This window comes from Rhodococcus sp. BH4 (assembly GCF_002079265.1).
Taxonomy (GTDB): domain Bacteria; phylum Actinomycetota; class Actinomycetes; order Mycobacteriales; family Mycobacteriaceae; genus Rhodococcus_F; species Rhodococcus_F qingshengii.
This window is the reverse complement of sequence record NZ_CP014941.1, coordinates 3,223,494-3,250,395: the sequence shown is the minus strand read 5'-3', so window position 1 is coordinate 3,250,395 and position 26,902 is coordinate 3,223,494. Positions and strand designations below refer to the sequence as shown.

Annotated in this window: 1 protein-coding gene; it reads left to right on the top strand. The window is 64.5% G+C overall.

The features are described from left to right. Positions 1-231: 231 nt before the first annotated feature. A complete protein-coding gene (locus tag A0W34_RS15015; protein ID WP_081558814.1) occupies positions 232-26,808 on the top strand; it encodes a non-ribosomal peptide synthetase in 26,577 nt (8,858 codons plus the stop codon). The last annotated feature ends 94 nt before the right edge of the window (positions 26,809-26,902 follow it).

Here is a 26,902-nt window from a genome sequence, read left to right as displayed (position 1 = left end):
CGCCTGACGACGACAAATTTTGATCCTGAGTTCGGACCTTCGGGGAGGTTCGGACTTCGAAGCGACCCTTCGTCGAGGTCGATGACCTTCGGCTGCGCTCTCGCAGGATCGCCACATGGTTTCCACTCGATATCGAGGCGGTGCGATGTTTCTCTTCTTTCCCCGAGCCACACTTCCCGGCGCTGATCGTGGCAACGCTGATCGTCACAACGCTGTGTGGAGGTGGTCGTGATGGATACCGACAAGAGGATCGACCCGCTCACCGGATCGCGAAGCCTGCCGGCAGGAGCGTTCCCCCTGTCAGCGGTGCAGCGCAGCATGTGGTTTGCGCAGCAAATTCACCCGACGGTCCCGTACTTCATCGCGCAGTACATCGAGTTCCACGGCGATTTGGACATGCAACTGCTCAGTCGCGCCGCGGTGGAGGCTGCCCACGAGTTCGAATCACCGTTTCTACGGTTGATGTACCCGGATGGGGAGCCCTGCCAGATCGTGGACTTCACGATCGACCCGGGCATCGACTACTTCGACTTCCGCGAGCGTGAGAACCCTCGGCAGGCTGCCTCGGAGTGGATGGACAACGATTACGCGACGACGCTCGATCTGACTCGCGATCGTCTCGTCGAGATGACAATTCTTCAAACTGGTGATCGGGATTACCTGTGGTACACCAGGATTCATCACGTCGCTCTCGACGGATACAGCGGTATGACGATCGTCAATCGGATTGCGGCGATCTACACCGCAGCCGTCGAAGGTCGAGAGCCTGCGGTGAACAAGGCGCTCGACGTCACGACGCTGTCCGAGCTCGACCAGAAGTACCGCGAATCGAGCCGATTCGAAGCCGACCGCGAGTACTGGGCCCAGCGTGTGTCGGGCGTCGAACACGGTTCGACGTTGGCCACCCGTGAGGGACCCCCGACTGCACGCAGTGAACTCGTCAGTGCCGCGATGTCGGCGAACAGCCTTGCTGCCTTGGACGAGTGGAATTCACGTTCCGGTGCAACTCCGGCCGCAGTGTTGATTTCGGCACTGGCGTGCTACCTGTCCCGCAGTACCGGCTACGACGACGTGCTGATCAACCTGCCGGTTTCCGCGAGGACGACGGCACCGCTGCAGCGGTCCGGCGGAATGCTGGTCAACGTCGCGCCGCTACACATCCACGTAAACCCGGACGAAAGTGTCGACGATCTGGTCGGGCGCGTGCAACTCGAACTTCTCGGTGCGCTTCGTCATCAGCGATGCAGCCTCGAGGACATCCGGCGTGATGCCGGTCTGACCGTCGGCGACGCGCGTCTGTCCGGCCCGATGATGAATGTGATGCTCTTCCGGCAGGAGATAACCCTCGGGCCACTGACCGGTGAGTATCACATCGTCACGTCGGGTCCGGTCGAGGATCTGCTGGTCAACGTGTACCAGAGCGGCGATCCGGCGCAGACGTTGATCGACTTTCGCGGAAACCCCAATCGCTACGGACACGACGAACTGGCCGAGCACCACCGGGCGTTCACCGAGTTGGTCGCAGAACTGACAGCAGCACCGGCCGGTACGCCGATGAACCGGATTCATCCGGCAAGTGCCGAGGTAGGGGCGCGCAGTGCACAGCGCAGGGAACTCGAGCGGTTCTGGGCGAGATACCTGGGGGACTCCGACGAGGGCTCCACACTGGACCTCGAGACACTGGGCCTCGAGCGAATCGACGCCGAATCGGAGCCCACCGGTACGAATCGGCTGAGCGTCCCACTCGATCCCGCGGTCGCCGAACTTGCGCGCACGGAAGGCGTCTCCCTCTTTGCCGTTGTCCATGCCGCATTTGCTTCGTTGCTGTCGAGATCGACCGAGCGCCGGGACGTGCTGATCGGAACGAGGACCGAGTGGGGAACTTTGCCCCTGCGCTGCGAGGTCGATCCGGCGGCGCCGTTCGACGAGTTCGTGAGTTCTCTTGCTCGAGAACGCGATACGTTGTCGATTCGATCGGCGGCAGGTGTCCCCGCACTGCCCGAGTTGCACGTCCACCTCAACGACGGCTCGCAGGAGACCACGATTGCCGGCCTCGACGTGGCGATCGACGTCCACGCAGATACCGGCGCCCTCGAGGTTGCGTACTCCACGCAGCACTACGCCGAATCCACGGTCCGAGCCTTCCTCTCGCGACTGGTGCGGATCCTTGCAGGCGCAGCAGCAGCCCCGCGAACGCCGGTCGGAGACCTCGATCTCCTCGACGACTTCGAGCGTGAGTCCCTGGTACCGGCGCGGGGAGCGACCGCGTCCTCCCCGTTGACCCTCCCCGATATTCTCCGCCGGGCTTCGGCTGTGAACCCCGATGCCCCAGCGCTCGTTTTCGGTGATCGTGAGGTGAGCTACCGGGATCTCGACGCCGAGTCGAACACACTCGCCCGTGAACTGATCAACAGGGGAGTCGGCCCCGGCACCTATGTCGCCCTTGCGCTGTCGAGGTCTCTCGAATCGGTGACCGCGACGTGGGCGGTGGCCAAGACCGGCGGTGCCTTCCTCCCGATCGATCCGCACTACCCCGAGGATCGTATTCGGCACATGCTCACCGATTCGGGAGCTGTAGTCGGAATCAGTGTGGGGGAGCACCACGGCGGGCTCGCCGATTCGGTGGATTGGCTGCTCCTCGACGAACTGGACACCTCGCACCATTCCGATGCACCGGTCGACGACGCCGAGCGGCGTACGCGCCTGAGCTACGACGATCCGGCATACCTCATCTACACGTCCGGCTCCACTGGTGTCCCCAAAGGCGTCGTGGTCAGTCACCGCGGGCTGAGCAGCTTCGCCGCCGAAGAACGAGTCAGGTTCGGAGTCGAACCTGGAGACCGCACCCTGCATTTCTCTTCGCCGAGCTTCGACGCTTCGGTCCTCGAACTCCTCCTTGCCTTCGGGGGCGCGGCAACGATGGTGATCGCGCCGCCCACCGTGTACGGCGGCGACGAACTGGCACAGGTGATGCGTATCGGACGGGTCACCCACGCTTTCGTCACCCCGGCCGCGCTGGCAACAGTCGATCCCGCCGGCCTACCGGATCTACGAGTGGTCGTGACCGGCGGCGACGCATGCTCACCCGCGCTGGTGGATCAGTGGTCACACGGACGCTCGATGTTCAACGCGTACGGACCGACCGAAACCACCGTCGTCGCCACTCTGACCGGACCGCTGAGCAGCGATGTTCCCGTCACCATCGGGAAGCCGATGCGCGGAGCCGCAACCGTCCTCCTGGACTCGCGGCTTCAACCGGTGCCGATCGGTGTCGCCGGCGAGCTCTATGTGAGCGGTGTCGGTTTGGCGCGCGGGTACCACGCGCGTGCCACGATTACGGCCGAACGATTTGTTGCCGACCCCAACGGTGTTGCGGGAGAGCGCATGTACCGCACGGGTGACCTCGCGCGGTGGAACGGCGAGGGTGAGCTGGAGTACCTCGGCCGGAGCGACTTCCAGATCAAGATCCGCGGTTTCCGCGTCGAGCTCGGCGAGATCGACGACGTGCTGCGCCGCCACCCGAGCGTCGCACAGGCAGTCACCGCCGGAGTTGCGGGCCCGAGTGGGGAAACACTGTTGGCGGCGTACGTCACGGCGGCTGTGGGCACACACATCGACAACTCCGAGCTGGTCGCCCACGCGAGATCTTCGTTGGCAGCCCACATGGTTCCGGCGCGGATCGTCGTCCTCGACTCCATTCCGTTGACTCCGGCAGGAAAGATCGACAGGAAAGCGTTACCGGACATCGATTCTGTGGGCGGGTCGGCTGAATACCGTGCCCCCGAGACCTCGACCGAGAAGCGAATTTCGGCGGTGTTCTGCGATCTGCTCGGTATCACCCGGGCGGGAGCAGACGACAGTTTCTTCGACCTCGGCGGTGACTCGTTGATCGCGACCCGCGTCGTGTCGCGGGTCAACGGAGCTCTCGGAACGACGCTGAGCGTTCTCGACCTCTTCGAGGCGCCGACCGTCTCCGCTCTGGCAGCACGTGCCGACCTCGCGGACTCGCGGAACACACGTGCCCCAGCACTGACGCGTATCGATCGCCCTGACCGGATACCGGTATCTCTGGCGCAGCAACGAATGTGGCTGACCAATCAACTCGATCCGAGTTCGCCGGCGTACAACATTCCGATCGCGGTTTCGATGACCGGCGATCTCGACGTCGATGCACTGTTCACCGCGCTGCGGGACGTGATCGTTCGACACGAGATCTTGCGGACCGTTTTCCCCGAGAGTGCGCGTGGCCCCGTCCAGCACGTTCTCGGTGTGGACGAGATGTTCGATCATCTCGAGGTGGAAACGGTGCCTGCCGCAGCGACCTCGGCGCGGGCGAGTGAGCTCGCGCGAGAGGGATTCGACGTCAGCGAATCGGTGCCGATCCGCGCGACTCTGCTCGAGGTGAACGAACGCGAGCACACCTTGGTCCTCGTCGTGCACCACATTGCAGCAGACGGCCTGTCGATGGCGCCGCTGGCTCGTGACGTGATGGTGGCGTACGCCTCGCGGGCGAGCGGACGCGTGCCGGCGTGGCTGCCACTCGAAGTGCAGTACGGCGATTTCAGCGAGTGGCAACGCGGAGCGCTCGGTGAAGCGTCCGACCCGGATTCGATTCTTGCCGAGCAGTTGCGGTTCTGGTCGCACACGCTCACCGAACGCGGTGAGCTCGCGGAACTGCCGATGGATCATCCGCGCCCTGCGGGTGTCTCGCTCCGCGGTGACGATCTCGATTTCCGGATCGACTCCGCGACGTACCGCCGGGTCGGCGAGATCGCGGCGCGCAGCGACGTCAGCGTGTTCATGGTGATCCACGCCGCGCTGGCCGTCCTGCTCAGCCGAGAATCCGGAGCGAACGACATCACGATCGGCACTCCGGTGGCCGGGCGGAGCGAGCGCGCTCTCGACGACGTCGTCGGAATGTTCGTCAACACGGTGGTGCTGAGGACGGTTCTCGAGGGGGGACTCACCTTCGGTGAAGTTCTCACCCGCGTCCGCGACGTCGACGTGGCGGCCTTGCAGCACACCGAAGTGCCGTACGACGTACTCGTCGAATCCCTCGCAGACAACCAGGCGCCGCTGTTCCAGGTGATGCTGGTGATGCAGGGCGCCGCTCCCACCGAGGTCACTTTGCCCGAGCTCGAGGTCACGGTCGACGAACTGTCGACGGGCGCGGCAAAGTTCGACCTTCAGGTCATTCTCACCGACCGCGGCGACCATCTCGACGGCCAGTTGAACTACGCCAGCCAGCTTTTCGACTCGGACACCATGTCCGGCCTCGCTGATCGCTTCACGATGCTCCTCGACGCGGTAGCTGCCTACCCGGAATCCGTCGTCGGCGACGTCGATCTCACAGCTCCGGGCGAGGCGGAACTGGTCCTCGAGCGTTGGAATGCCACCGAACACGCCGTACCGATCACCACCCTCTCGGACCTGGTGGCGGAGCAGGCAGCCCGGACACCCGAGGGGGCCGCGCTGGTCTACGGCGAGCGGACACTGACCTATGCGGAGTTCGACGCGAGGGTCGGTGAACTTGCCAGAACCCTCATCGCCCGCGGGGTCGGCCCGGACATGCGCGTCGCGGTGTCGATTCGACGGTCACCGGAACTACTCGTCGCGGTCCACGCCGTGATCCGTGCCGGTGCGGCATACGTCCCGGTGGATCCCGATCATCCCGCCGAGCGCATCGCGTACGTCTTCTATATCGCGGAACCGATCTGCGTGCTGAGCCGGCCCCAGGACCACGGCGCTCTTCCCGCGCGAGTCCCGATCGTGGACGTCGATCTCGATCGTCAGGTGTCCACGACGGCGCCGATCACCGACGCTGATCGGCTCGGACCCCTGCGCCCGGACAATGCTGCTTACGTGATCTTCACGTCCGGATCGACGGGTCGACCGAAAGGTGTTGCAGTATCACACCGTTCGATCGTCAATCGCCTGCTGTGGATGCAGGACACGTACCCCCTTCACGCGTCGGACGTGGTGCTGCACAAGACCCCGGTGACCTTCGACGTCTCGGTGTGGGAACTGTTCTGGCCCCTGCAGACCGGCGCGCAGTTGGTGATCGCGGAACCGGACGGGCACCGTGATCCCGGGTACCTGTCGGCGTTGATTGCCGACAGAGGCGTCACGACGGCGCACTTCGTTCCGTCGATGCTCGCGGAATTCGTCGCTGCCGCGACTGCCGGGCAGTGTGCGAGCCTGCGTCAGGTGTTCTGCAGCGGTGAAGCCCTCGCGCCTACCACTGCGGAGGCGTTCACCCGTCTGAGTTCTGCGGGACTGTTCAACCTGTACGGACCCACAGAGGCTGCCGTCGACGTCAGCGCCGCCGAATTCACCCCCGACATGACCGTCACCGTTCCCATCGGTGCGCCCGTGTGGAACACCCAGCTCTATGTCCTCGACGGGCGGCTGCATCCGGTTCCGGTCGGCGTTCACGGCGAGCTGTATCTGGCGGGAGTGCAACTGGCGCGTGGATACCTCGGGCGCAGCGATCTCACCGCCGACAGGTTCGTGGCCGACCCGTACGGCCCGTCTGGCACCCGGATGTACCGAACCGGTGATGTCGTCCGGTGGCGCGCCGACGGGCTGCTCGACTATGTCGGTCGACGCGATTTCCAGGTCAAGATCCGCGGCCAGCGCATCGAACTCGCCGAGGTCGAAGCAGCATTGCTCAGGCTGCCCGGTGTCGCGCAAGCTGCTGCTCTCGTCCATCACGACGACGTGGTCGGTGACAGTTTGGTCGGCTACGTCATCGCCGACACCGGCACTTCGATCGACACGGACGGCCTACGCACCGAGTTGAGAGGTCTCCTTCCGGCCTACATGGTTCCCGCTGTGGTCATCGCCCTCGACGTGTTCCCTCTCGGTTCGACCGGCAAGCTTGATCGGAAGGCTCTGCCCGCGCCCAGCTTCGACAGTTCGCAGACGTATCTGGCGCCGCGAACACCGCTCGAAGCGCAGTTGGCGGCGATCTTCGAGGAGCTTCTGGAATCCGGGGCAGTCGGTGTTCACGACAACTTCTTCGAGATCGGCGGAAACAGCCTCGTCGCTGCACGCGCTGTGGCGCGCGTGAACGATTCGCTGTCGTTGAACTTGTCGATCAGAGAGTTGTTCGACGCGCCGACCGTTGCGCAGTTGGCGGTCGAGTGCGCCACGGCACGAGGGGGACCGGCAGTCCTTCCGCTCGAGGCATTGCCGCGGCCACAGACGATCCCGCTGTCGCTGGCACAAAAGCGCATGTGGTTCGTCAATCAATTCGACGTCACGTCCGCGGCGTACAACGTCGCCATAGCGATCAGGCTGAGAGGCCGGTTGGACGTTGCCGTGTTGGAGGGCGCGATCACCGACGTGCTTACTCGCCACGAATCGCTGCGCACGCTGTTTCCCATGATCGAGGGAGTGCCGGCGCAGGTGATCGTCGAACCCGGTGAAGCGTTGGGCGCGCTGCCGGTTGTCGCCGCAAACGCCGAAGCGGTACTCGGGGAGATCGAACGTCTCACCTCGAGGGGCTTCGACGTCACGCAGGCTCCACCGATCAGGGCGGAATTGATCGAGGTCGACGAAGAAGATCACGTCCTGACCGTGGTCGTCCATCACATCTGCGCCGACGGATTCTCGATGGCACCGTTGGCGTTCGACGTGATGAGCGCGTACTCGGCAAGGCATCGAGGTGAGGCGCCCGACTGGTCTCCTCTTCCGGTCCAGTACGCGGACTTCGCCATCTGGCAGGAAAGGGCTCTCGGTCGGATCGACGAAGCGGACAGCACTCTTGCAGGTCAGCTCGAGTACTGGACACGTCAACTGGCGAGTGTTCCCGAACTTCTTGCGCTCCCCGCAGATCGACCGCGTCCGCGTGTGCAGGATCTCTCGGGCGGCGTCGTTCGATTCGACATCGATGCCGGCATCCACCGCCGTCTGAGCGAAACCGCGATCGAACACCGAAGCAGTATGTTCATGGCGGTACACGCCGCATACGCAGTGCTCGTGGCGAGATTGTCCGGCATGGAAGACATCACGATCGGCTCACCGATCGCCGGGCGCGGAAATGCCCTGCTGGATCCGATGGTCGGTATGTTCGTCGGCACGTTGGTCCTGCGCGCCGACGTCGACCCCGCCGCCTCGTTCACCGATCTGTTGGCCAGAGTTCGCAGCACCGACCTCGACGCCTTCGCTCACGCAGACGTCCCCTTCGAGCGCGTCGTCGATGCGCTGGCTCCGGAGCGGTCGACGTCGCATTCACCGTTGTTCCAGGTGATGCTGGAGTTCAAGAACACCACTCGGCCAGCAGTTCGTCTGACGGATTTGGACGTCGAGGTCCTCGAACTCGAATCCGCCGTCTCGAATTTCGATCTGCAACTCACGCTTGCCGAGACCTTCGACGACGACGGCCGGCCGGCGGGAATCGAGGCCGGGTTCACCTACGCCAGCGCCCTGTTCGACGAGTCGACCGTCGAAGGTTTCGCTCGATACCTGGTTCGGATTCTCGGTGCTGTCACCGAATCACCGCACACGCCGGTCGGCGACATCGATCTCGTGAGTGATCTCGACACGATTCGCGCCGTCGCACCGGAACTTCCCGAGCAGGTTCACTTCTCGACGTTGCTCGAGCGGAAGTACGTCGACGAACCGCAGAGGACTGCACTGATTTTCGGCGACCGCCATCTGACCTACTCCGATCTGGACCGCCGCGCCAACCGGCTTGCACGACTGTTGATCAGCCGCGGGGTCGGTCCGGAATCCGTTGTCGCCCTGGCATTACCACGCTCACTGGAATCCGTGGTCGCGATCTGGGCGGTTGCCCGGTCCGGCGCTGCATTCGTACCCGTCGACCCGGCGTATCCCGTCGACCGCGTGCACCACATGATCAACGACTCGGGAGCGGGCGTCGTTCTCACCACCGCCGAGCATGTGGGTGTCGTCCCCGACGAGGCAGACGCCGTTCTGCTCGATCAGGCAAAGACACTCGCAACCCTCGAACAGATCGGTGATCAGCGGATAGATGCCTCGGAGCTGCTGGCTGCGGTGTCCCTGGACAACCCGGCCTATGTCATCTACACCTCCGGTTCCACCGGCGTCCCCAAAGGCGTCATGGTCACTCACCGTGGGCTTTCGGCACTCGCCGAGCAGGAACGCAGTCGCTTCCGCGTCGAGTCGACCTCGCGCACGCTGCATTTCAGCTCACCGAGCTTCGACGCCTCGATTCTCGAACTCCTGATGGCTGTTGGTGCCGGGGCCACGATGGTCATCGCCCCACCGAGCATCATCGGCGGAACCGAACTGACGAGTCTGATCGCCGACCAGCACGTCACGCACGCCTTCATCACACCAGCCGCACTGGCCACGGTCGATCCGAGCGGACTGAACGAGCTGGTGTGCATCGGAACCGGCGGCGACGTCTGCCCACCCGACCTCGTCGCCGCCTGGGTCAGCGATCACCGGATCATGATCAATGCCTACGGACCAACCGAATCGACGGTCGTCGCCAGCATCACCGAGCCGATGTCCCCGACCGATCGAGTGACGATCGGTCGCCCGTCGACAGGCATCAGCGCGTGGGTCCTCGACAATCGCCTGCACCGCGTCCCGGTCGGAGTGACGGGAGAGCTGTACGTCAGCGGCGACGGACTCGCCCGCGGTTACCGAAACCGCGCCGGCACGACCGCCGAACGATTCGTGCCCAATCCTGCGGGCAGTGCGGGCACACGGATGTACCGAACCGGTGACCTCGCCAGGTGGAACAAGAACGGCGAACTCGAGTACCAGGGTCGAGGCGATTTCCAGGTCAAGATTCGCGGATTCCGCATCGAACTCGGCGAGATCGAGGCAGTTCTGGCTCGCTATCCCGGCGTTGCACATTCCGTGGTGACCACGCTCGAACGTGACGGAGGCGCCGCACGGATCGTCGGATACGTCGTGCCTGCCAACGACGCTCAGACTGTGGATCCCGAGGCCGTCATCGCGTTCGCGGGCTCGGCTCTGGCCCCGTACATGGTTCCTGCGGTCGTGGTCGTTCTCGACGAACTGCCGATGACTGCCAACGGAAAGCTCGACCGCCGAGCCCTGCCGGTTCCCGACTTGCGAGCAACCCAGGCACGCTCGCGGGCCGCCGAATCCGATACCGAACGCACGCTGGCCGCCTTGTTCGTCGATGTCCTCGGTGTCGAATCGGTGGGCGTCGACGACTCGTTCTTCTCGATGGGCGGCGATTCGATCATGTCGATTCAGCTCGTCGCCCGTGCCCGCGATGCCGGGCTCGTCTTCACCCCGCGTGACGTCTTCGAGGTGAAATCGGTCGCCGGTCTTGCGGTTTTGCTGGCATCGACCAAGGACGACGAACCCGAGGTGCTCGAGGAACTTCCCGGAGACGGCGTGGGCCTCGTGCCGTTGATGCCGGTGGCTCAGTGGTGGCTCGACCGGCTCGGCTCCGATCTCCGAGGTCTCGATTCGTTCTCCCAAGCGACTCTTCTCAACGCGCCGCACGGGCTTCACAGTGTGGACCAGTTGACCGCGGCTCTTCAAGTTGTTCTCGATCGTCACGACATCCTTCGCGCACGCCTCGAGCTCGACGGCGAGCGCAGGCTTGTTGTCGGCGAGCCGGGATCTGTTGCAGCCGAGAATATTTGCCGGGTGATCGAGGTAGAGGCCGAGCCGGGCACCGCGGTGTTCGACGCGGCGATCGTCGACGCACTGGGCGGTGCGCGTCGAGAACTCGACCCCGGCCGGGGCGTGATGGTGCGGGTCGTCTGGTTGTCCGGCGTGCGCAACACCGGCCGGCTGCTCCTGGTGATCCACCACCTCGCCGTCGACGGTGTCTCCTGGCGCGTCCTCGTGCCGGAACTTGCGTCGGCTTTCCACCGCATCGATGCAGGCGAGGAACCGGAGCCGTCGTACTCGGGCACGTCGGTTCGTCGTTGGTCGCATGCGCTCCGCGACATCGCGCCCGATCGAAGAGTCGAATTGCCCCGGTGGCGTTCGATACTCGAAGGTGCCGACCCGCTGATCGGAACCCGGCCGCTGGACCCGCGGCTCGACACGTTCGATTCGGTCGGCCGAGTTGTCGCCGACGTACCCGTCGAACTGTCCGACACAGTCCTGACCACGCTTCCGGCGCTTTTCGGTGGATCAGTCAACGACGGTCTCGTTGCTGCTCTCGCACTGGCACTGACGCAGTGGAGGCAGGCACAGGGCATACGAACCGACAACGTACTCATCTCGATGGAGGGCCACGGACGCGAAGCTCACGTGGTGCCCGGTGCGGACGTCCTGCACACGGTCGGCTGGTTCACCAGCGTCTTCCCGATGCGGATCGACCTCGCCGGCATCGACATCGCGGAAGTGATGAGCAGCGCCCCAGAGGCAGCGGTGGTGCTCAAGCGTGTCAAGGAAGAACTCTTGGGTGTTCCGGACAGCGGCATCGGCTACGGAGTTCTGCGTTACCTCGACGAGGTGGGTCGAGCGGAACTCGAAGACCTCCGCCAACCGCAGATCTCGTTCAACTATCTGGGCCGTTTCTCCGGCACCGAAGCAGGAGAGTCACTGGGGGACTGGGCACTGGCCCGGGACGTCGATCTGGAAGCGGCAGCGCGGTCCGAGATGCCAGTGGGTTCGGTCCTGGACGTCAACGTCGTCACCACCGAGATCTCGGGCGCACCGCACATCGGTGCCACTATCGCCTATCCCACCGGCGTGCTGGCAGAGCGCGATGCTCGCGCCATCGCCGACCTCTGGGTGCAGGCGTTGCGCGCGCTGGCCACCTATGCCGAACACAGCGAACGCGGGGGACTCACCCCGTCCGACATCGATCTGATCGAACTGGACCAGGAGTCCATCGACCACCTCGAGCGCGAGTTCCCGACACTGACCGACGTCTGGTCCCTCTCACCGCTGCAATCCGGACTGCTCTTCCACGCCCGCTACGCCGAACACACAGTCGACGCGTACACCGTCCAACTCGCACTCGAACTCGACGGCGTCGACGCGTCCCGGTTGCACCGCGCCGCACAGGCACTGCTCGACAGACACGAGAACCTACGCGCGGCGTTCACGACCGACACCGGTGGACGATCGGTGCAGGTGATCAACGCAGACGTTGACGTGCCGTGGACCGAGATCGACATCTCTCCGTTGGCCCCCACCGAACAGGCGACCGAGATACGCGAGCTTCTCCATGCGGATCGGGTCCGCGGCTTCGACATGGCCACTCCGCCCCTGCTGCGGTTCCTGCTTCTGCGAACCGGTGACGACGCTTATCGGTTGATCCTGACCAACCACCACATCCTCCTCGACGGATGGTCGATGCCGCTGCTGGTCCGCGACCTACTGACGCTCTACGCGACAGACAGTGATCACAGTGCCATCCCACGCGTACACCCCTACCGGGACTATCTGAGCTGGATCAGCACTCGCGACGACAGCGTGTCGATCGAAGCCTGGGGCGAAGCACTCCGCGGACTCGACGACCCGACGCTGCTCACCGGAACTCACGCCGTCGACGAGGACGGCGCTACCTCACGCTCGACGACCACAGCGCTCGGAGAACGTGAGACGGAACTTCTGCGTGGATTCGTCCGCTCCCGTGGCCTGACGACAGCCTCCTTGATCCAGGTGGCCTGGGGAATCGTGCTCGCCGAACTCCTCGGCCGCGACGACGTCGTCTTCGGTGGAACCGTCTCCGGCCGACCACCCCAGGTGTCCGGCGTCGAGTCGATGGTGGGTTTGTTCATCAACACCGTCCCCGTCCGAGTTCGCCTCGATCCAAGAGAGTCCCTGGCGGCGCTGTGCGTTCGCGTCCAAGCGGAACAGGCGCGGTTGTCCGATCACCATCATGTCGGGCTTTCGCACATCACTTCGGCTGTGGGGTCCGCTGCATCGTTCGACACGCTGACTGTGTTCGAGTCGTATCCCGTCGACCGCGGCGAACTCTCCTCCGGCACCGACATAGCCGGAATGCACGTTCTCGACGTCCACGACGCCGAGGATGCCGCGCACTATCCACTCGCGATCGTCGCCTCTGCGGCAGACGGGCGACTGCGGCTCAAATTCGAGTATTTCCCGGGAGTCCTGGGCGATCACGACATCGACGCGATCGCCGACCGGCTGCTCCGCACCCTCGAGCTGATCACCGCGCAACCGGATCTCCCGCTGGCGAAACTGCGCCTGATGCCGGATTCGCAAGTGCAGCAATTGGTTCCCGCGCGCGGCCGGCAGGGCCGCTCGGTCAGGACACTCGATCGCATCTTTTCGGACACCGCGAGCAGATTCCCCGAACGGGTCGCACTGTCCTGTGGTGAGAGAAAGATGACCTATCGAGAGCTGGACGAGGCGTCGAACCAGTGGGCGCGCGTGCTCATCTCGGAAGGCGCCGGCCCGGACTCACGGTTGGCGATCTGTGTGGAACGGTCCTTCGAATCCGTCGCAGCGGTCTGGGCGATCACCAAGACCGGCGCCGCCTTCGTGCCGATCGATCCTCGCTACCCGAGTGACCGGATCTCGTTCATGCTCGAGGACTCGGCATCCTCGCTCGGATTGACCACGGCTGCCCACAGACCCGGCGACGGCGGTGTGACGAAGTGGCTCGAACTCGACGACCCGACGAGCATCGCTCGGCTCTCCGGAGTATCCGCGGCACCGCTACGCGAGGACGAGCGTCGAGGAACCCCGCGGTTGGAGAACACTGCCTACCTCATCTACACCTCGGGCTCGACCGGCCGACCCAAGGGCGTCGTCGTCACGCACACCGGTCTCGAGAACTTCGCCGACGAACAGCGTCATCGCTACGGTCTCACCGAGAATTCACGCGCACTGCATTTCGCCTCTCCGAGCTTCGACGCCTCCGTTCTCGAGTACCTGCTCGCCTTCGCCGTCGGCGGCGAACTGGTCGTAGCTCCCACCACCGTCTACGGAGGAACCGAACTGGCCGACGTTCTCCGCGAGGGACATGTCACCCACGCGTTCATCACGCCTGCAGCGCTGACGTCGGTGGATCCCGAGGGAATCGACGAACTGACCACCATCACGGTGGGCGGCGAGGCGCCCTCGGCGGACCTGGTGCGCACCTGGGCGCCGGGAAGATCGTTCGTCAACGTCTACGGACCCACCGAAACCACCATCTCCTGCAACCTCAGCGACCCCATCCCGGCCGGCGAGAAGGTCTATCTCGGACCGCCGAACCGCGGATTCAGCGAGGTCGTCCTCGATCGCAGACTTCAACCGGTGTCCGTCGGAGTTCCCGGCGAACTGTATGTCGCCGGAGTCGGACTCGCGCGCGGCTATCACGGGCGCTCACCACTGACGAGCGAACGATTTGTCGCCAACCCGTACGGCGAGCCGGGGGAGCGGATGTACCGCACGGGCGACGTGGTGCGCTGGCGCAGCGACCGCACCATCGAGTACCTCGGACGCAGCGACTTCCAGGTCAAGATCCGCGGCTTCCGTATCGAACTCGGCGAGGTCGACACGGCGTTGGGTCAGCTGCCCGGCGTGGAGTACGCGGTCACGTTGGCGGTGCGCGGACCCTCCGACGAGCAGGCCTTGGCGGCATATGTCGTCTGCGACGACGAACGCCGGGTGAGCGCCGAGGACATCCGGGCGGCGGCACGGGAGCTACTGCCGGCACACATGGTGCCCGCAAGCGTCGTCGTGCTCGACGAACTACCGCTGACCGGCGTCGGCAAGGTCGATCGGGCTGCTCTTCCGGCGCCTCGTTTCGACACCGATGCCGAGACACTCACTGCACCGGCCACCGAGTTGGAACGGCTGGTGGTGGGCGTTTTCGAGGACGTGCTCGGAGTGTCTCCGATCGGTATCGACACTCACTTCTTCGACGTCGGCGGAAACTCACTGACCGCGACCCGCGTCATCGCCCGCGTCAACGCACTTCTCGGCACCGACATCGGCGTTCGAGGATTGTTCGAGTCTCCGACAGTTCGGCAGCTGTCTCGTCTGGCGGAGAGCGTCGGCCGCGGCGAGAACCCCAGACCACCGTTGACTCGGCGATCCCGCCCGGACCCACTGCCCGTGTCACTGGCACAGAAGCGGATGTGGTTCCTCAACCAGTTCGACGTGACGTCCCCCGCCTACAACGTTCCCCTGGCAGTGCGCCTCGACGGCGATCTGGACTTCGCCGCATTGCAGGCCGCGGTAGCGGACGTACTGGGGCGCCACGAGAGCTTGCGGACGAAGTTCCCCTCGATCGACGGACAGCCGGTTCAGCAGGTGATGTCCAGCGACGAGGTCATGCCGATCCTGGAGCCGGAAATCGTCACTGCTGCCAGAGTGTCCGATCGAATCCTCGAGCTGGCCTCGGCAGGCTTCGACGCCTCGGCCGAAGTTCCGATCCGCTGCGCGGTCCTGCGCGTCGACGGGGACGAGCGCAGGCACGTACTCGTGATCGTCGTCCACCACATCGTCGCCGACGGGTTCTCGATGAACCCCCTCGCAGCGGACGTGGCAGCGGCTTACGCGGCCCGCAGTGCCGGCAGTGCGCCGAACTGGTCGGAACTGGCCGTGCAGTACGGCGACTTCGCTGTGTGGCAGCACGAAGTGCTCGGCTCCGAGGAAGATCCGGACTCGGCTCTGACCCGTCAGCTCGATTACTGGAAGGACCGACTCGCGGGACTGGGCGAGCCGATCGCGTTGCCGACGTCGTTCCCACGTCCGGCAAAGCCGTCCATGGTCGGCTCGGTCCACCGGTTCGCGGTATCGCCGCAGACCCATCGGGCGCTGACCGACCTGGCACGTGAGCACGGCACCACCATGTTCATGCTCATGCACGCAGCACTGGCGGTACTTGCGGCGCGCCTGGCCGGTACCGAGGACATCGCCATCGGGACACCCGTCGCCGGCCGCGGCGAGGCCGAACTCGATCACCTGGTCGGTATGTTCGTCAACACTCTCGTGCTGCGAACACAGATCACGCCCGACGCGTCGTTCGAGGACGTCCTCGCCCAGGTTCGCGAAGGCGACCTCGGCGCGTTCCAGCACACCGATTTGCCCTTCGAAAGGTTGGTCGACGCACTCGACCCGGAACGCTCGACTTCGCACACTCCGTTGTTCCAGATCCTCATCGAGTTCCGCAACAATGCACTCCCACAACTCGAATTGCCGGGGCTGTCGGTCTCGGGCGTCGAGTTCGACCTACCCGTCGCCAAGTTCGATCTGCAACTCTCGGTCACCGAGCGTTACGACGCGGATGGCGGAACGGATGGAATCGACGCCGAATTCATCTACGCCACAGACCTGTTCGACGGTGACTTGATCGATTCGTTCTCACGCAGACTGCTCACCATCCTCGAGGCGGTCTCGCGAGAGCCGTCGACTCCTACCGGTGACATCGACGTCGTGAGCGCCGACGAGCGTCGACAGATGCTGACCGAGTGGAACACTCACGCCGAACCGGCTCCAGCGGACAACATCGCGGACCGATTCTTCGAGGCTGTTGCAGCACATCCGTCGTCGACCGCGGTCAACGACAGCGACGGCGCCATGACGTACGCCGAACTGGACGGGCGCGCTAACCGCCTGGCCCGACTCCTGATCGGCCGCGGTATCGGTCCGGAATCCGTGGTTGCCGTTGCAATGCCCAGAACCACCGATCTCGTGCTCGCCCTCGTCGCCGTCATCAAAACCGGAGCGGCATACCTGCCGGTCGACATCACCTACCCGGCCGAGCGCATGCGGTTCCTCTTCGACGACGCGCGGCCGGTATGCCTGGTCACGACCGGAGACTTCCGAAGGGACCTACCTTCGGAGATCATCGAATCCGGCATCGACATCGTCGAACTCGGATCGCCGGAGATCGCGGTACGCCTCGATCACTCCGCGCCCCATCGCATCACCGACGCGGACCGGACGACACCACTTCTGCCCGACGCGGTCGCGTACATCATCTACACCTCCGGATCCACAGGGCGCCCCAAAGGTGTCCAGGTCAGCCACCGCAACGTCCTGACTCTGATGGACAACACCGCCCCGACGTTCGGGTTCGACGACACGGACGTGTGGACCATGTTCCACTCGTACGCATTCGACTTCTCCGTCTGGGAGCTGTGGGGGCCGCTGCTACACGGGGGCCGGCTGGTCGTCGTCGACTACTACACGACCAGATCACCGGACATGTTCCACGAACTGCTCCGCCGTGAGCGAGTGACGGTCCTGAACCAAACGCCCACCGCCTTCTACCAACTCGCCGAAGCCGACCGTGCGTACTCACCGAACGGCACGGGTCCCGACCTTGCACTGCGTTACGTCGTCTTCGGTGGCGAAGCGCTCGACCTCGGGCAGTTGCGCAAGTGGTACGACAGGCGGCCCGACACGGCCCCGACGTTGGTCAACATGTACGGGATCACCGAGACGACAGTGCACGTCAGTCGAATCGCACTCGACCGCAACGACAGCGAGCACGCGTCGGCGAGCATCATCGGGCGAGCAGTACCGGGATTGTCCGTCTACGTACTCGATCGGCGACTGAACTTGGTACCACCAGGTGTCGTCGGCGAAATGTACGTCGCCGGTGATCAGGTGACTCGGGGATACCTCGGGAAACCCGCATTGACTTCGGTGCGGTTCCTTCCCGATCCATTCGGTAGTTCGGGGGATCGAATGTATCGGAGCGGGGACCTGGCGAGGTGGAACGACGCGGGGCAGTTGGAGTACGTGGGCCGCAGTGATTTCCAGGTGAAGGTGCGTGGTTTCCGCATCGAACTCGGAGAGATCGAAGCCGCAATGCTCCGCTGCCCCGGCGTCGCGGCCTCGGTAGCACTTGTTCGGACAGAGGGAGCGTCACCGCGGATCGTCGGGTACGTGGTCGCCGAAACAGGCAGTACCGTCGATTCAGCGACGGTGACCGACTTCGTCGCCGCCGAACTCGCGGAGTACATGGTGCCCACCGCGATCGTCGTCCTCGAATCGCTTCCACTGACGGTCAACGGAAAGCTCGACCGACGCAGCCTCCCGGCTCCGGACTTCACCGTCACGGGAACAACCGAGGCGACGCGGGCGCCGGCCACCGCTACCGAAGCGGTCCTCGCGGACCTCTTCGCGGAGGTGCTGGGTCGGGGCAGTATCGGAGTAGACGATTCCTTCTTCGGTCTCGGCGGCGATTCGATCATGTCGATCCAACTCGTCTCACGGGCGAAGTCCGCAGGCCTCGTCTTCACTCCGCGGGACGTCTTCGAAGCGAAGACCGTGGCCGGCCTCACCAAAGTGCTCCTCATCGAATCATCGGAAACGGCACCGGTTCTCACGGAGCTACCCGGCGGGGGAGCCGGCCCGCTACCGCTCACGCCGATCATGGAGTGGCTCGTCGAACGCAGTCGCGGTGACCTGAGCACGATCCGCAGTTACAGCCAGAGCGCGCTGATCGCACTGCCCGCGGATGTCTCCGGCCCCGCGCTGGAACGAGCATTGCAAACGATCCTCGATCGTCACGACGTGCTGCGGGCGCGCCTGGACGCCGCGACTCACCAACTCGAGATCCGCGAGCCAGGGAGCATCACCGCCCCCGACATCCTGCGCCGAACCTCCATCGTGTCCACCAGCGGCGAAGAATTCGTCGCCGCTGCGGAAACCGCGATGCAGGACGCATCCGGCCGCCTCGATCCCGAACACGGGAAGATGATCAGCGCAGTCTGGTTGGATCCCGTCAGCTCGAACGGCAACCGGGCCGAAGCCGGACGGTTGCTCCTGGTCCTTCATCACCTCGCGGTCGACGGTGTGTCCTGGCGCATGCTCGTCCCGGGCCTGGTCACTGCTTATGCCTCGGCGTTCGACGGAGAAACACCCATACTTCAGCCGGGCGGAACGTCGATACGTCGCTGGGCGACAGCGCTCGCCGAGACCGCTGCGCTGCGACGCGACGAGATCGACCTGTGGTCGAGAATGCGGACCGACGAGCCATTGCTCGGGGCACGCGGGCTCGACCCAGCCGTCGATGTCGGAGCCACCGTCGACCGAGTCAGCGTCGACGTTCCGACCTCCGTGACCGAGAACGTCATCTCGACGGTGCCTCAGCATTTCGGAGGCTCGGTGAACGACGGGCTGCTCGCTGCTCTCGCGATTGCCGTTACCGCCTGGCGTCGATCGCGCGGACAGCGCAGCGGGGACGTGCTCGTCAACCTCGAAGGGCACGGCCGGGAGGAGAACGCCGTACCGGGCGCCGACCTCTCGCGCACGGTCGGTTGGTTCACCACCTTGTTCCCCGTCCGGATCGATCTCACCGGACTCGATGTCGTCGATGCACTGGCCGGGGGATCAACCGCCGCCTCCGCCGTGAAACTCGTCAAGGAAACGCTGCTCGGCCTGCCCGACAACGGAATCGGGTTCGGCATCCTGAAGTACCTCGATCGAAACGAGGAACTTCGTGAGCTGCCCACGCCGCAGATCTCGTTCAACTACCTCGGACGATTTGCCGGCTCGGATCCCGAGCACGGCGAAGTGCCGTGGCTGCCGATCTCGGAAGTGACCCTCGACGAAGCGCACAGCGGCGAATTGGCCGCCGCGTCGGTGCTCGACATCAACGCCGTCACGACCGATACCGCACACGGTCCGATTCTGCGCGCTACGTGGTCCTTCCCCCGCGGCATTCTCAGCGAGGCCGAAGTCACCGAACTGGCGGAGCTCTGGGCCCGAGCACTGGGCGCACTGAGTGAATACGTGGAGGAACACTCCGAGCGCGAGCTCACGCCCACCGATCTCGATCTCGTCACCGCGGATCAACAGAGCATCGAACAGCTCGAGCGCAGATTCCCCGACCTGACCGACATCTGGTCACTGTCACCTCTGCAGTCGGGCATGCTCTTCCACGCCCAGTTCGACGAAACCGAAATCGACCCGTACATGGTGCAACTGACCCTCGAGCTCGGGGGTCGGGTGGAGGCGCCGCGCCTGCGCCGCGCCGCGCAGGCCTTGGTTGATCGTCATCCGAGCCTGCGCGCGGGATTTGTCTCCGCACCGGGAGGGCGGGCACTGCAGGTGATCCGTTCCGGTGTCGACATCGGCTGGGCCGAGATCGACCTGTCCGGGGCCGAAGACAGTGAAGTCGCGTTCGGTCAGCTGCTCGAACGCGATCGCGCTCATCGTTTCTACATGGAAACAGCCCCGTTGATCCGCTTCATGCTCGTGCGAATCGGACCGGACACAGCACGCCTCGTCGTGACGAACCACCACATCCTGCTCGATGGCTGGTCCACCCCGCTGTTGCTTCGAGACCTGCTCACTCTCTACGCAACCGACGGTGACCCCGAGATTCTGCCCCGAGTTCAGTCGTATCGCGACTATCTCTCCTGGATCTCGAAGCAAGAACCCGAGACTTCGCTACGGGCGTGGCGCGAAGCGCTACGGGGCGTCGACACGTCCACCCACCTCTCGAGGGCAGACACCGCCGCCGAAACCGTGGCAAGTGAAATCCACTCGTACTCGCTGCCGACAGAACGAACCGAGACTCTTCGAGCGTTCGCGCGAAGCCGCGGCCTGACAATGGCGACCCTGGTACAGGTGGCATGGGGAATCGTGCTCGCCGAACTTCTCGGACGCGACGACGTCGTCTTCGGCGGAACGGTCTCAGGACGCCCACCACAGGTGCCCGGCGTGGAATCGATAGTCGGCCTGTTCATCAACACGGTGCCTGTCCGAGTCCGCCTCGACGCCCGAGAAACCCTCGCCGAACTGGCCATTCGCGTCCAATCCGAGCAAGCGTCATTGCTCGACCACCACCACATCGGACTGTCGGACATCGCCGGAGCAGTCGGCGCCGCCGGTTCCTTCGACACCCTGACGGTATTCGAGTCGTATCCCGTCGACGAGGCAGCCCTGACCGCCGAAACCGACATCGCGGGAATGCACGTTCTCGGCATCGACGGACGCGACTCGGCGCACTATCCGATTGCCGTGGTGGCGTCCGAAAGTGACACGCTGAATCTGAAGATGGAGTACTTGCCGACGCACTTCTCCGCCCGCGAAGTCGCCAAGATCACCGAGCGCGTGGGCATCGTCCTCGGGCAACTCGCCTCGGCACCGGATCAGCCGCTGGCCCGTCTGCAGGTTCTCACGGAGTTCGAGAGCCGTGATCTTGCGCCGGTCTTCGGCTCCCCGGGGCGCTCCGCGCGAACGCTCCCAGAGATTCTCGCCGACGTCTCTGCCACCTATCCCGACCGCATCGCGCTCTCGGCCGGCAGCCGTTCCATGACCTACGCCGAACTGGACCGGCGCTCGAACCAGTTGGCCAGAGCCATGATTCGCCGCGGCGCCGGGCCCGAGACGTCGGTTGCCATCGGCATCGAAAGGTCCGTCGAATCCGTACTCGCGGTGTGGGCGGTGGCCAAGACCGGCGCAGCGTTCGTCCCCGTCGACCCCACCTATCCGGCTGACCGAATCGAACACATGCTCAGCGACTCCGAGGTGTTGTTCGGGTTGACCGTCGTCGACGCCATCGACACACTTCCACCCATCGTGTCCTGGTTGGTGCTCGGAGAAGAGGCATTCGACGACGACGTCGCCACCAGTTGCACGCTGCCGATCACCCAGGACGAACGGCGTGCACCGGTGGTCATGGACAACGCCGCCTACGTGGTCTACACCTCGGGATCCACCGGCCGACCCAAGGGAGTTGTCGTCACCCACACCGGACTCGACAGCTTCGCACTCGACCAGCAGCGTCGATTCCACGCAGATCACCACTCTCGAACCCTGCACTTCGCCACCCCCAGCTTCGACGGAGCCGTCTTCGAGTACCTGCAGGCATTCGGTGTCGGAGCAACCATGGTGATCGTCCCGACCGACATCTACGGCGGCGCCGAACTGGCAAGTCTCATCCGCCGCGAACACGTCACTCACGCGTTCGTCACCACGGCAGCACTCGCCACCGTCGACCCGGCCGGCCTGGACGAGTTCCGGCACGTCGTCGTCGGGGGAGAGACACTACCGCCGCATCTCGTCGGCCTCTGGGCTCCCGGACGAGAATTCGTCAACGCCTACGGCCCGACCGAGACAACCGTCATGGCAGACATCAGCGAACCCATGACAGTGGGCGCACCCATCACGATCGGTGGACCGATCCGCGGCGTGCACGAGATGATCCTCGATTCGCGCCTGCAACCTGTACCCGTCGGAGCTCCCGGTGAGCTGTACATCGCCGGCATCGGCCTGGCTCGCGGATACCACCGGCGTCCCGGCCTGACCAGCGAGCGATTTGTCGCCGACCCCTTCGGCAAGCCAGGCGACCGGATGTACCGCACGGGCGACATCGTCTCCTGGCGAAGCGATCACACCATCGAATACGTCGGGCGCAGCGACTTCCAGGTCAAGATTCGCGGATTCCGCATCGAGCTCGGCGAGGTCGACGCCCAGATCACCGCAATGGCGAGTGTCACGAATTGCGTGACACTCGGCGTCGACGGACCGGCCGGCGCCACAGTTCTCGCGTCCTACCTCACCGTCGAGGAAGGATCGACGCTGACCGGGGCAGAGATCACCGCGCACCTCGCCGGACGTGTTCCCTCGCACATGGTTCCGGCCAGCATCATGATCGTCGACGAGCTACCGCGCACCGCGGTCGGCAAGCTCGATCGAAAAGCGTTGCCGACGCCGGAGTTCACCGGAACCGGTGTGGAATTCCGGGCGCCCGGCACCAGCCTCGAACGTCGGATCGCCGATGCGTTCATCGACGTACTCGGCGTCGAACGGGTCGGCGTCGACGACAATTTCTTCGAGCTCGGCGGCAACTCGCTGATCGCCACTCGCGTGGTCTCGCGGCTCAACTCCGCACTGAACATCGACGTCGGGGTGCGCGTGCTGTTCGAGGCACCGACGACGGCTCAGCTCGCCGAACGGCTCTCCAGCGCTGTCACTGCCGTCGGCACTGTGCCGCTCACTCCCATGGAGCGCAGTGGCAGCGTCCCGCTCTCGTTGGCGCAGAAGCGCATGTGGTTCCTGAACCAATTCGACACACGCTCAGCCGCGTACAACATCCCACTAGCTGTTCGCCTTACCGGTGACCTCGACGTCACGGCCATGCAACAGGCCATCGCCGACGTCGTCGAGCGGCACGAAACACTGCGGACGGTGTTCCCCGCCGTCGGCGGCGATCCGATTCAGCAAGTGCTCACCGTCGACGAGGCAGTACCGCAGGTCCGTGAAATGACGTTGGGGGAGGACGAGCTCGCGGAGCGCATGCAACGACTCGCCACGACCGGCTTCGACGTGTCGGTGGACCTGCCGCTGCGCGTGGCACTGTTCCGACTCGACACCGCTGAACCCGTTCACATTCTGTTTGTCGTGGTCCATCACATCTGTGCCGACGGATCGTCGATGGCGCCGCTCGCACGCGACGTGATGACGGCCTACCTGGCGCGTACGGCAGGGACCGAGCCCACGTGGACGCCGCTCGAGGTGCAGTACGCAGACTTCACGTTGTGGCAGCATCGCGTCCTCGGATCGGAAGACGACCCGGAATCCGTCATCAGTCGCCAATTGCACTACTGGAGTGAGCAACTCGCCGGACTCGACGACGTCATCGCACTGCCCGCCGACCACCCGCGACCCGTGCAACAGACCTTCCACGGTGACCGATTCACCTTCGACATCGACGCGAACACCCACCGCGCCCTCGCGGACCTCACCAGGGCAAACGGTGTCACGATGTTCATGGCGCTGCACGGCGCGCTCGCAGTGCTGATGTCCAAGTTGTCGGGCGCCGACGAAGTCACCATCGGCACACCGATCGCCGGCCGAGGTCAGGCAGCGCTCGACCATCTCGTCGGAATGTTCGTCAACACACTGGTCCTGCGAACCAGCGTCGATCCCGACATCACGTTTGCCGACCTGTTGGAGCACGTCCGGGAAATCGACCTGGCCGCATTCCAGAACTCGGACCTGCCATTCGAACGGCTCGTCGACGTCATCAACCCAACCAGATCCACGTCGTACTCACCGTTGTTCCAGGTCGCCCTCGAACTTCAGAACAATGAACCCGCACATTTCCACCTACCCGGCCTCGACATCGACGGACTGACCGTGGAAACCAAATTCGCGAAGGAGGACCTGGAGCTGATCGTCGACGAGAAGTTCGACGAGTTCGGCATCCCGGCTGGGATGTCCGCAGCCTTCGACTTCGCAACCGATCTCTTCGAACCCGCCACCATTCGTCGGTTTGCCGACCGACTGCGCCTGATCCTGGACGCTGTCGGACGCGACCCCGCAACACGTATCGCCGACATCGGCATCCTCGGCGCCGATGAAACAGCTGCCCTGGTGCCGGCATCCGGTGCCGCCGCGACTCGAGCGCGGGTGTGGCCGGAGATCCTCGCCGAAGCAGTCGCCTCGAACCCGGATGCCCCAGCCCTCTCGAGTCGCGAGAGGTCGATGACCTACCGCGAGCTCGACGAGGAATCGACGAAGCTGGCGCGCGCGCTGTGTCGGCGCGGCGTCGGTCCCGAAGATTTTGTGGCGCTGGGTCTGCCGCGGTCCACCGCGGAGATCGTCGCGATCTGGGCGGTCACGAAAACCGGTGCAGCATTCTTGCCGGTCGACCCGAACTATCCCGACGATCGCATCAACCACATGCTCGACGATTCGCGGGCCGTACTCGGCATCACCGACGACGCTCACCGCAGTCAACTTCCCGACACGGTCGAGTGGATGGTCCTCGATGAAGCCGAGACCGTCGACGAGATCGACGCCCAGAGCGCAGCCGCGATCACCGATCGCGACCGCACGATCCCCTTGCATCACGGGCATCCCGCGTACCTGATCTACACCTCGGGTTCAACCGGGAAGCCGAAGGGCGTCATCGTCACCCACCTCGGGTTGTCAAACCTCAACGCCGAGGAACATCAGAGATTCAACGTCCAGCCCTATTCGCGGATCTCTCACCTGGCATCACCGAGCTTCGACGCCTCGGTCTTCGAACTCATGATGGCGTTCGGCAGCGGAGCGTGCCTGGTCGTCATCCCACCGACGGTCTTCGGCGGATCCGAGTTGGCCGAAATCTTTGCCGACGAACACGTCTCACACGCGTTCATCACTCCGACCGCGCTCAGCTCGATCGAAAGCTCCGCGCTACCCGAACTCCGCGTACTCGCAGTCGGTGGCGAGGCCTGCCCACCCGAACTCGTGGACATCTGGGGCCGCGACCGTCGCATGTTCAACGGATACGGACCCACCGAATCCACCATCCAGGCCAGCGTCAGTGAACCCATGCGGCCGGGCAAGGACATCAACATCGGACGACCGGCCATCGGCTTTGCCGGACTGGTCCTCGACGGGCACCTCAAGCCCGTGCCCGTGGGAGTCATCGGGGAGCTGTACGTGACCGGCCCCGGACTCGCCCGGGGATACCACAATCGTCCCGACCTCACCGCCGACCGATTTGTCGCCGATCCGTTCGGCGAACCAGGCCAGCGGATGTACCGCACGGGCGACCTGGTGCGCTGGCGCTCCGACAGCACCCTCGAATACCTGGGCCGCAGCGACTTCCAGATCAAAGTCCGCGGATTCCGCATCGAGCTCGGCGAAATCGACTCTGTCCTGATGGCACACCCATCCGTCTACTTCGCCGCCACACTCGGGCACGAAGCGCCGTCGGGGGAGACGATGATCGCCTCCTACATCCAGCCCGTGGAAGGACAGACCGTCGACGACTGGGAGCTTCGCCGCCATCTGTCTTCTCGCCTGCCCGCGCACATGGTTCCCGGCGCGATCGTCGTCGTCGACCGCATTCCGGTGACACCGGTCGGCAAGCTGGACCGCAAGGCACTGCCGACCCCGAGCTTCGAGCGACGCACGGTCCCGTACGCACCGCCGACAAACAACACCGAACGAACGGTCGTCGACATCTTCGAGACCGTGCTCGGGCACGAGCACATCGGCGTCGACGACGACTTCTTCGAACTGGGCGGAACGTCGATCGTGGCCACTCGCATCACCATCGAACTCGAGAAGCGTCTCGGGATGCGAGTGCCGTTGCAATCGCTTTTCCTGGATCCGACACCTGCCGGAGTCGCCCGGGCTGCCGACGGAATGGACGCACACTCGCCGGACGATTCGTCGGATCTTCTCGCCCCGATGATCACGCTGCGCGCCGGATCCGATCGTGCACCACTGTTCTTCGTCCATCCGGGTATCGGATTGTCCTGGGGTTACGCAGAATTCGTCAAGCATCTCGAGCTGGATCAACCCGTCTACGGTCTTCAGCTACCGTCCCTGAGCGGCGGGCCCAGCTTCGACTCGCTGACCGAACTCGCCGACGACTACGCGAATCGCATTGCAGCCGTGGCATCGACCGGCCCGATCCATCTGGCCGGCTGGTCGCTCGGCGGCGTGATCGCACACGCCGTGGCACACAGCCTCACTCGGAGCGGACGTGACGTGACTCTGTCGATACTCGACAGCTATCCGTCGTCGGATTCCGATCAGCCCGCAGAACTCTCGGTCTCCGAACTACTGGCCGGGCTCGCGATGCCGGCGGGATCCAAGACGGTCGAGACCTTCGAAGAAGCGGCGGAATTGCTGGAGCAGACCCTGGGTGCCGGAATCGGAATCGAAGCGGAGCATCTGGCGCGGATCAGTCGCGGTTACTCCCACTCCGTCGAATTGACGAATCGGCACCAACCGCCTGTCCACGTTGGAGCCATCGAGTTCTTCGTAGCCGGAAGATCTACGGAGAACGGACACGATGTCGCCGAATGGCGAAGGTTTGTAGAAGGGGACATCCGAGTCACCGAAGTCGATTGCGAACACAACCAGATGATCGAACCGGGTCCGGCGGCAACCATAGCTGTACGATTGCGAGAAGTTATCGCTCAGTGGGGTGTCTGAACCAGGTTCGACATGGGTATGAGTGAAACACACAGGGTGATGGACCCCGGGTGGGTCCGGACGAGGGGAAAACGTTGAAACTGCGAACCACACG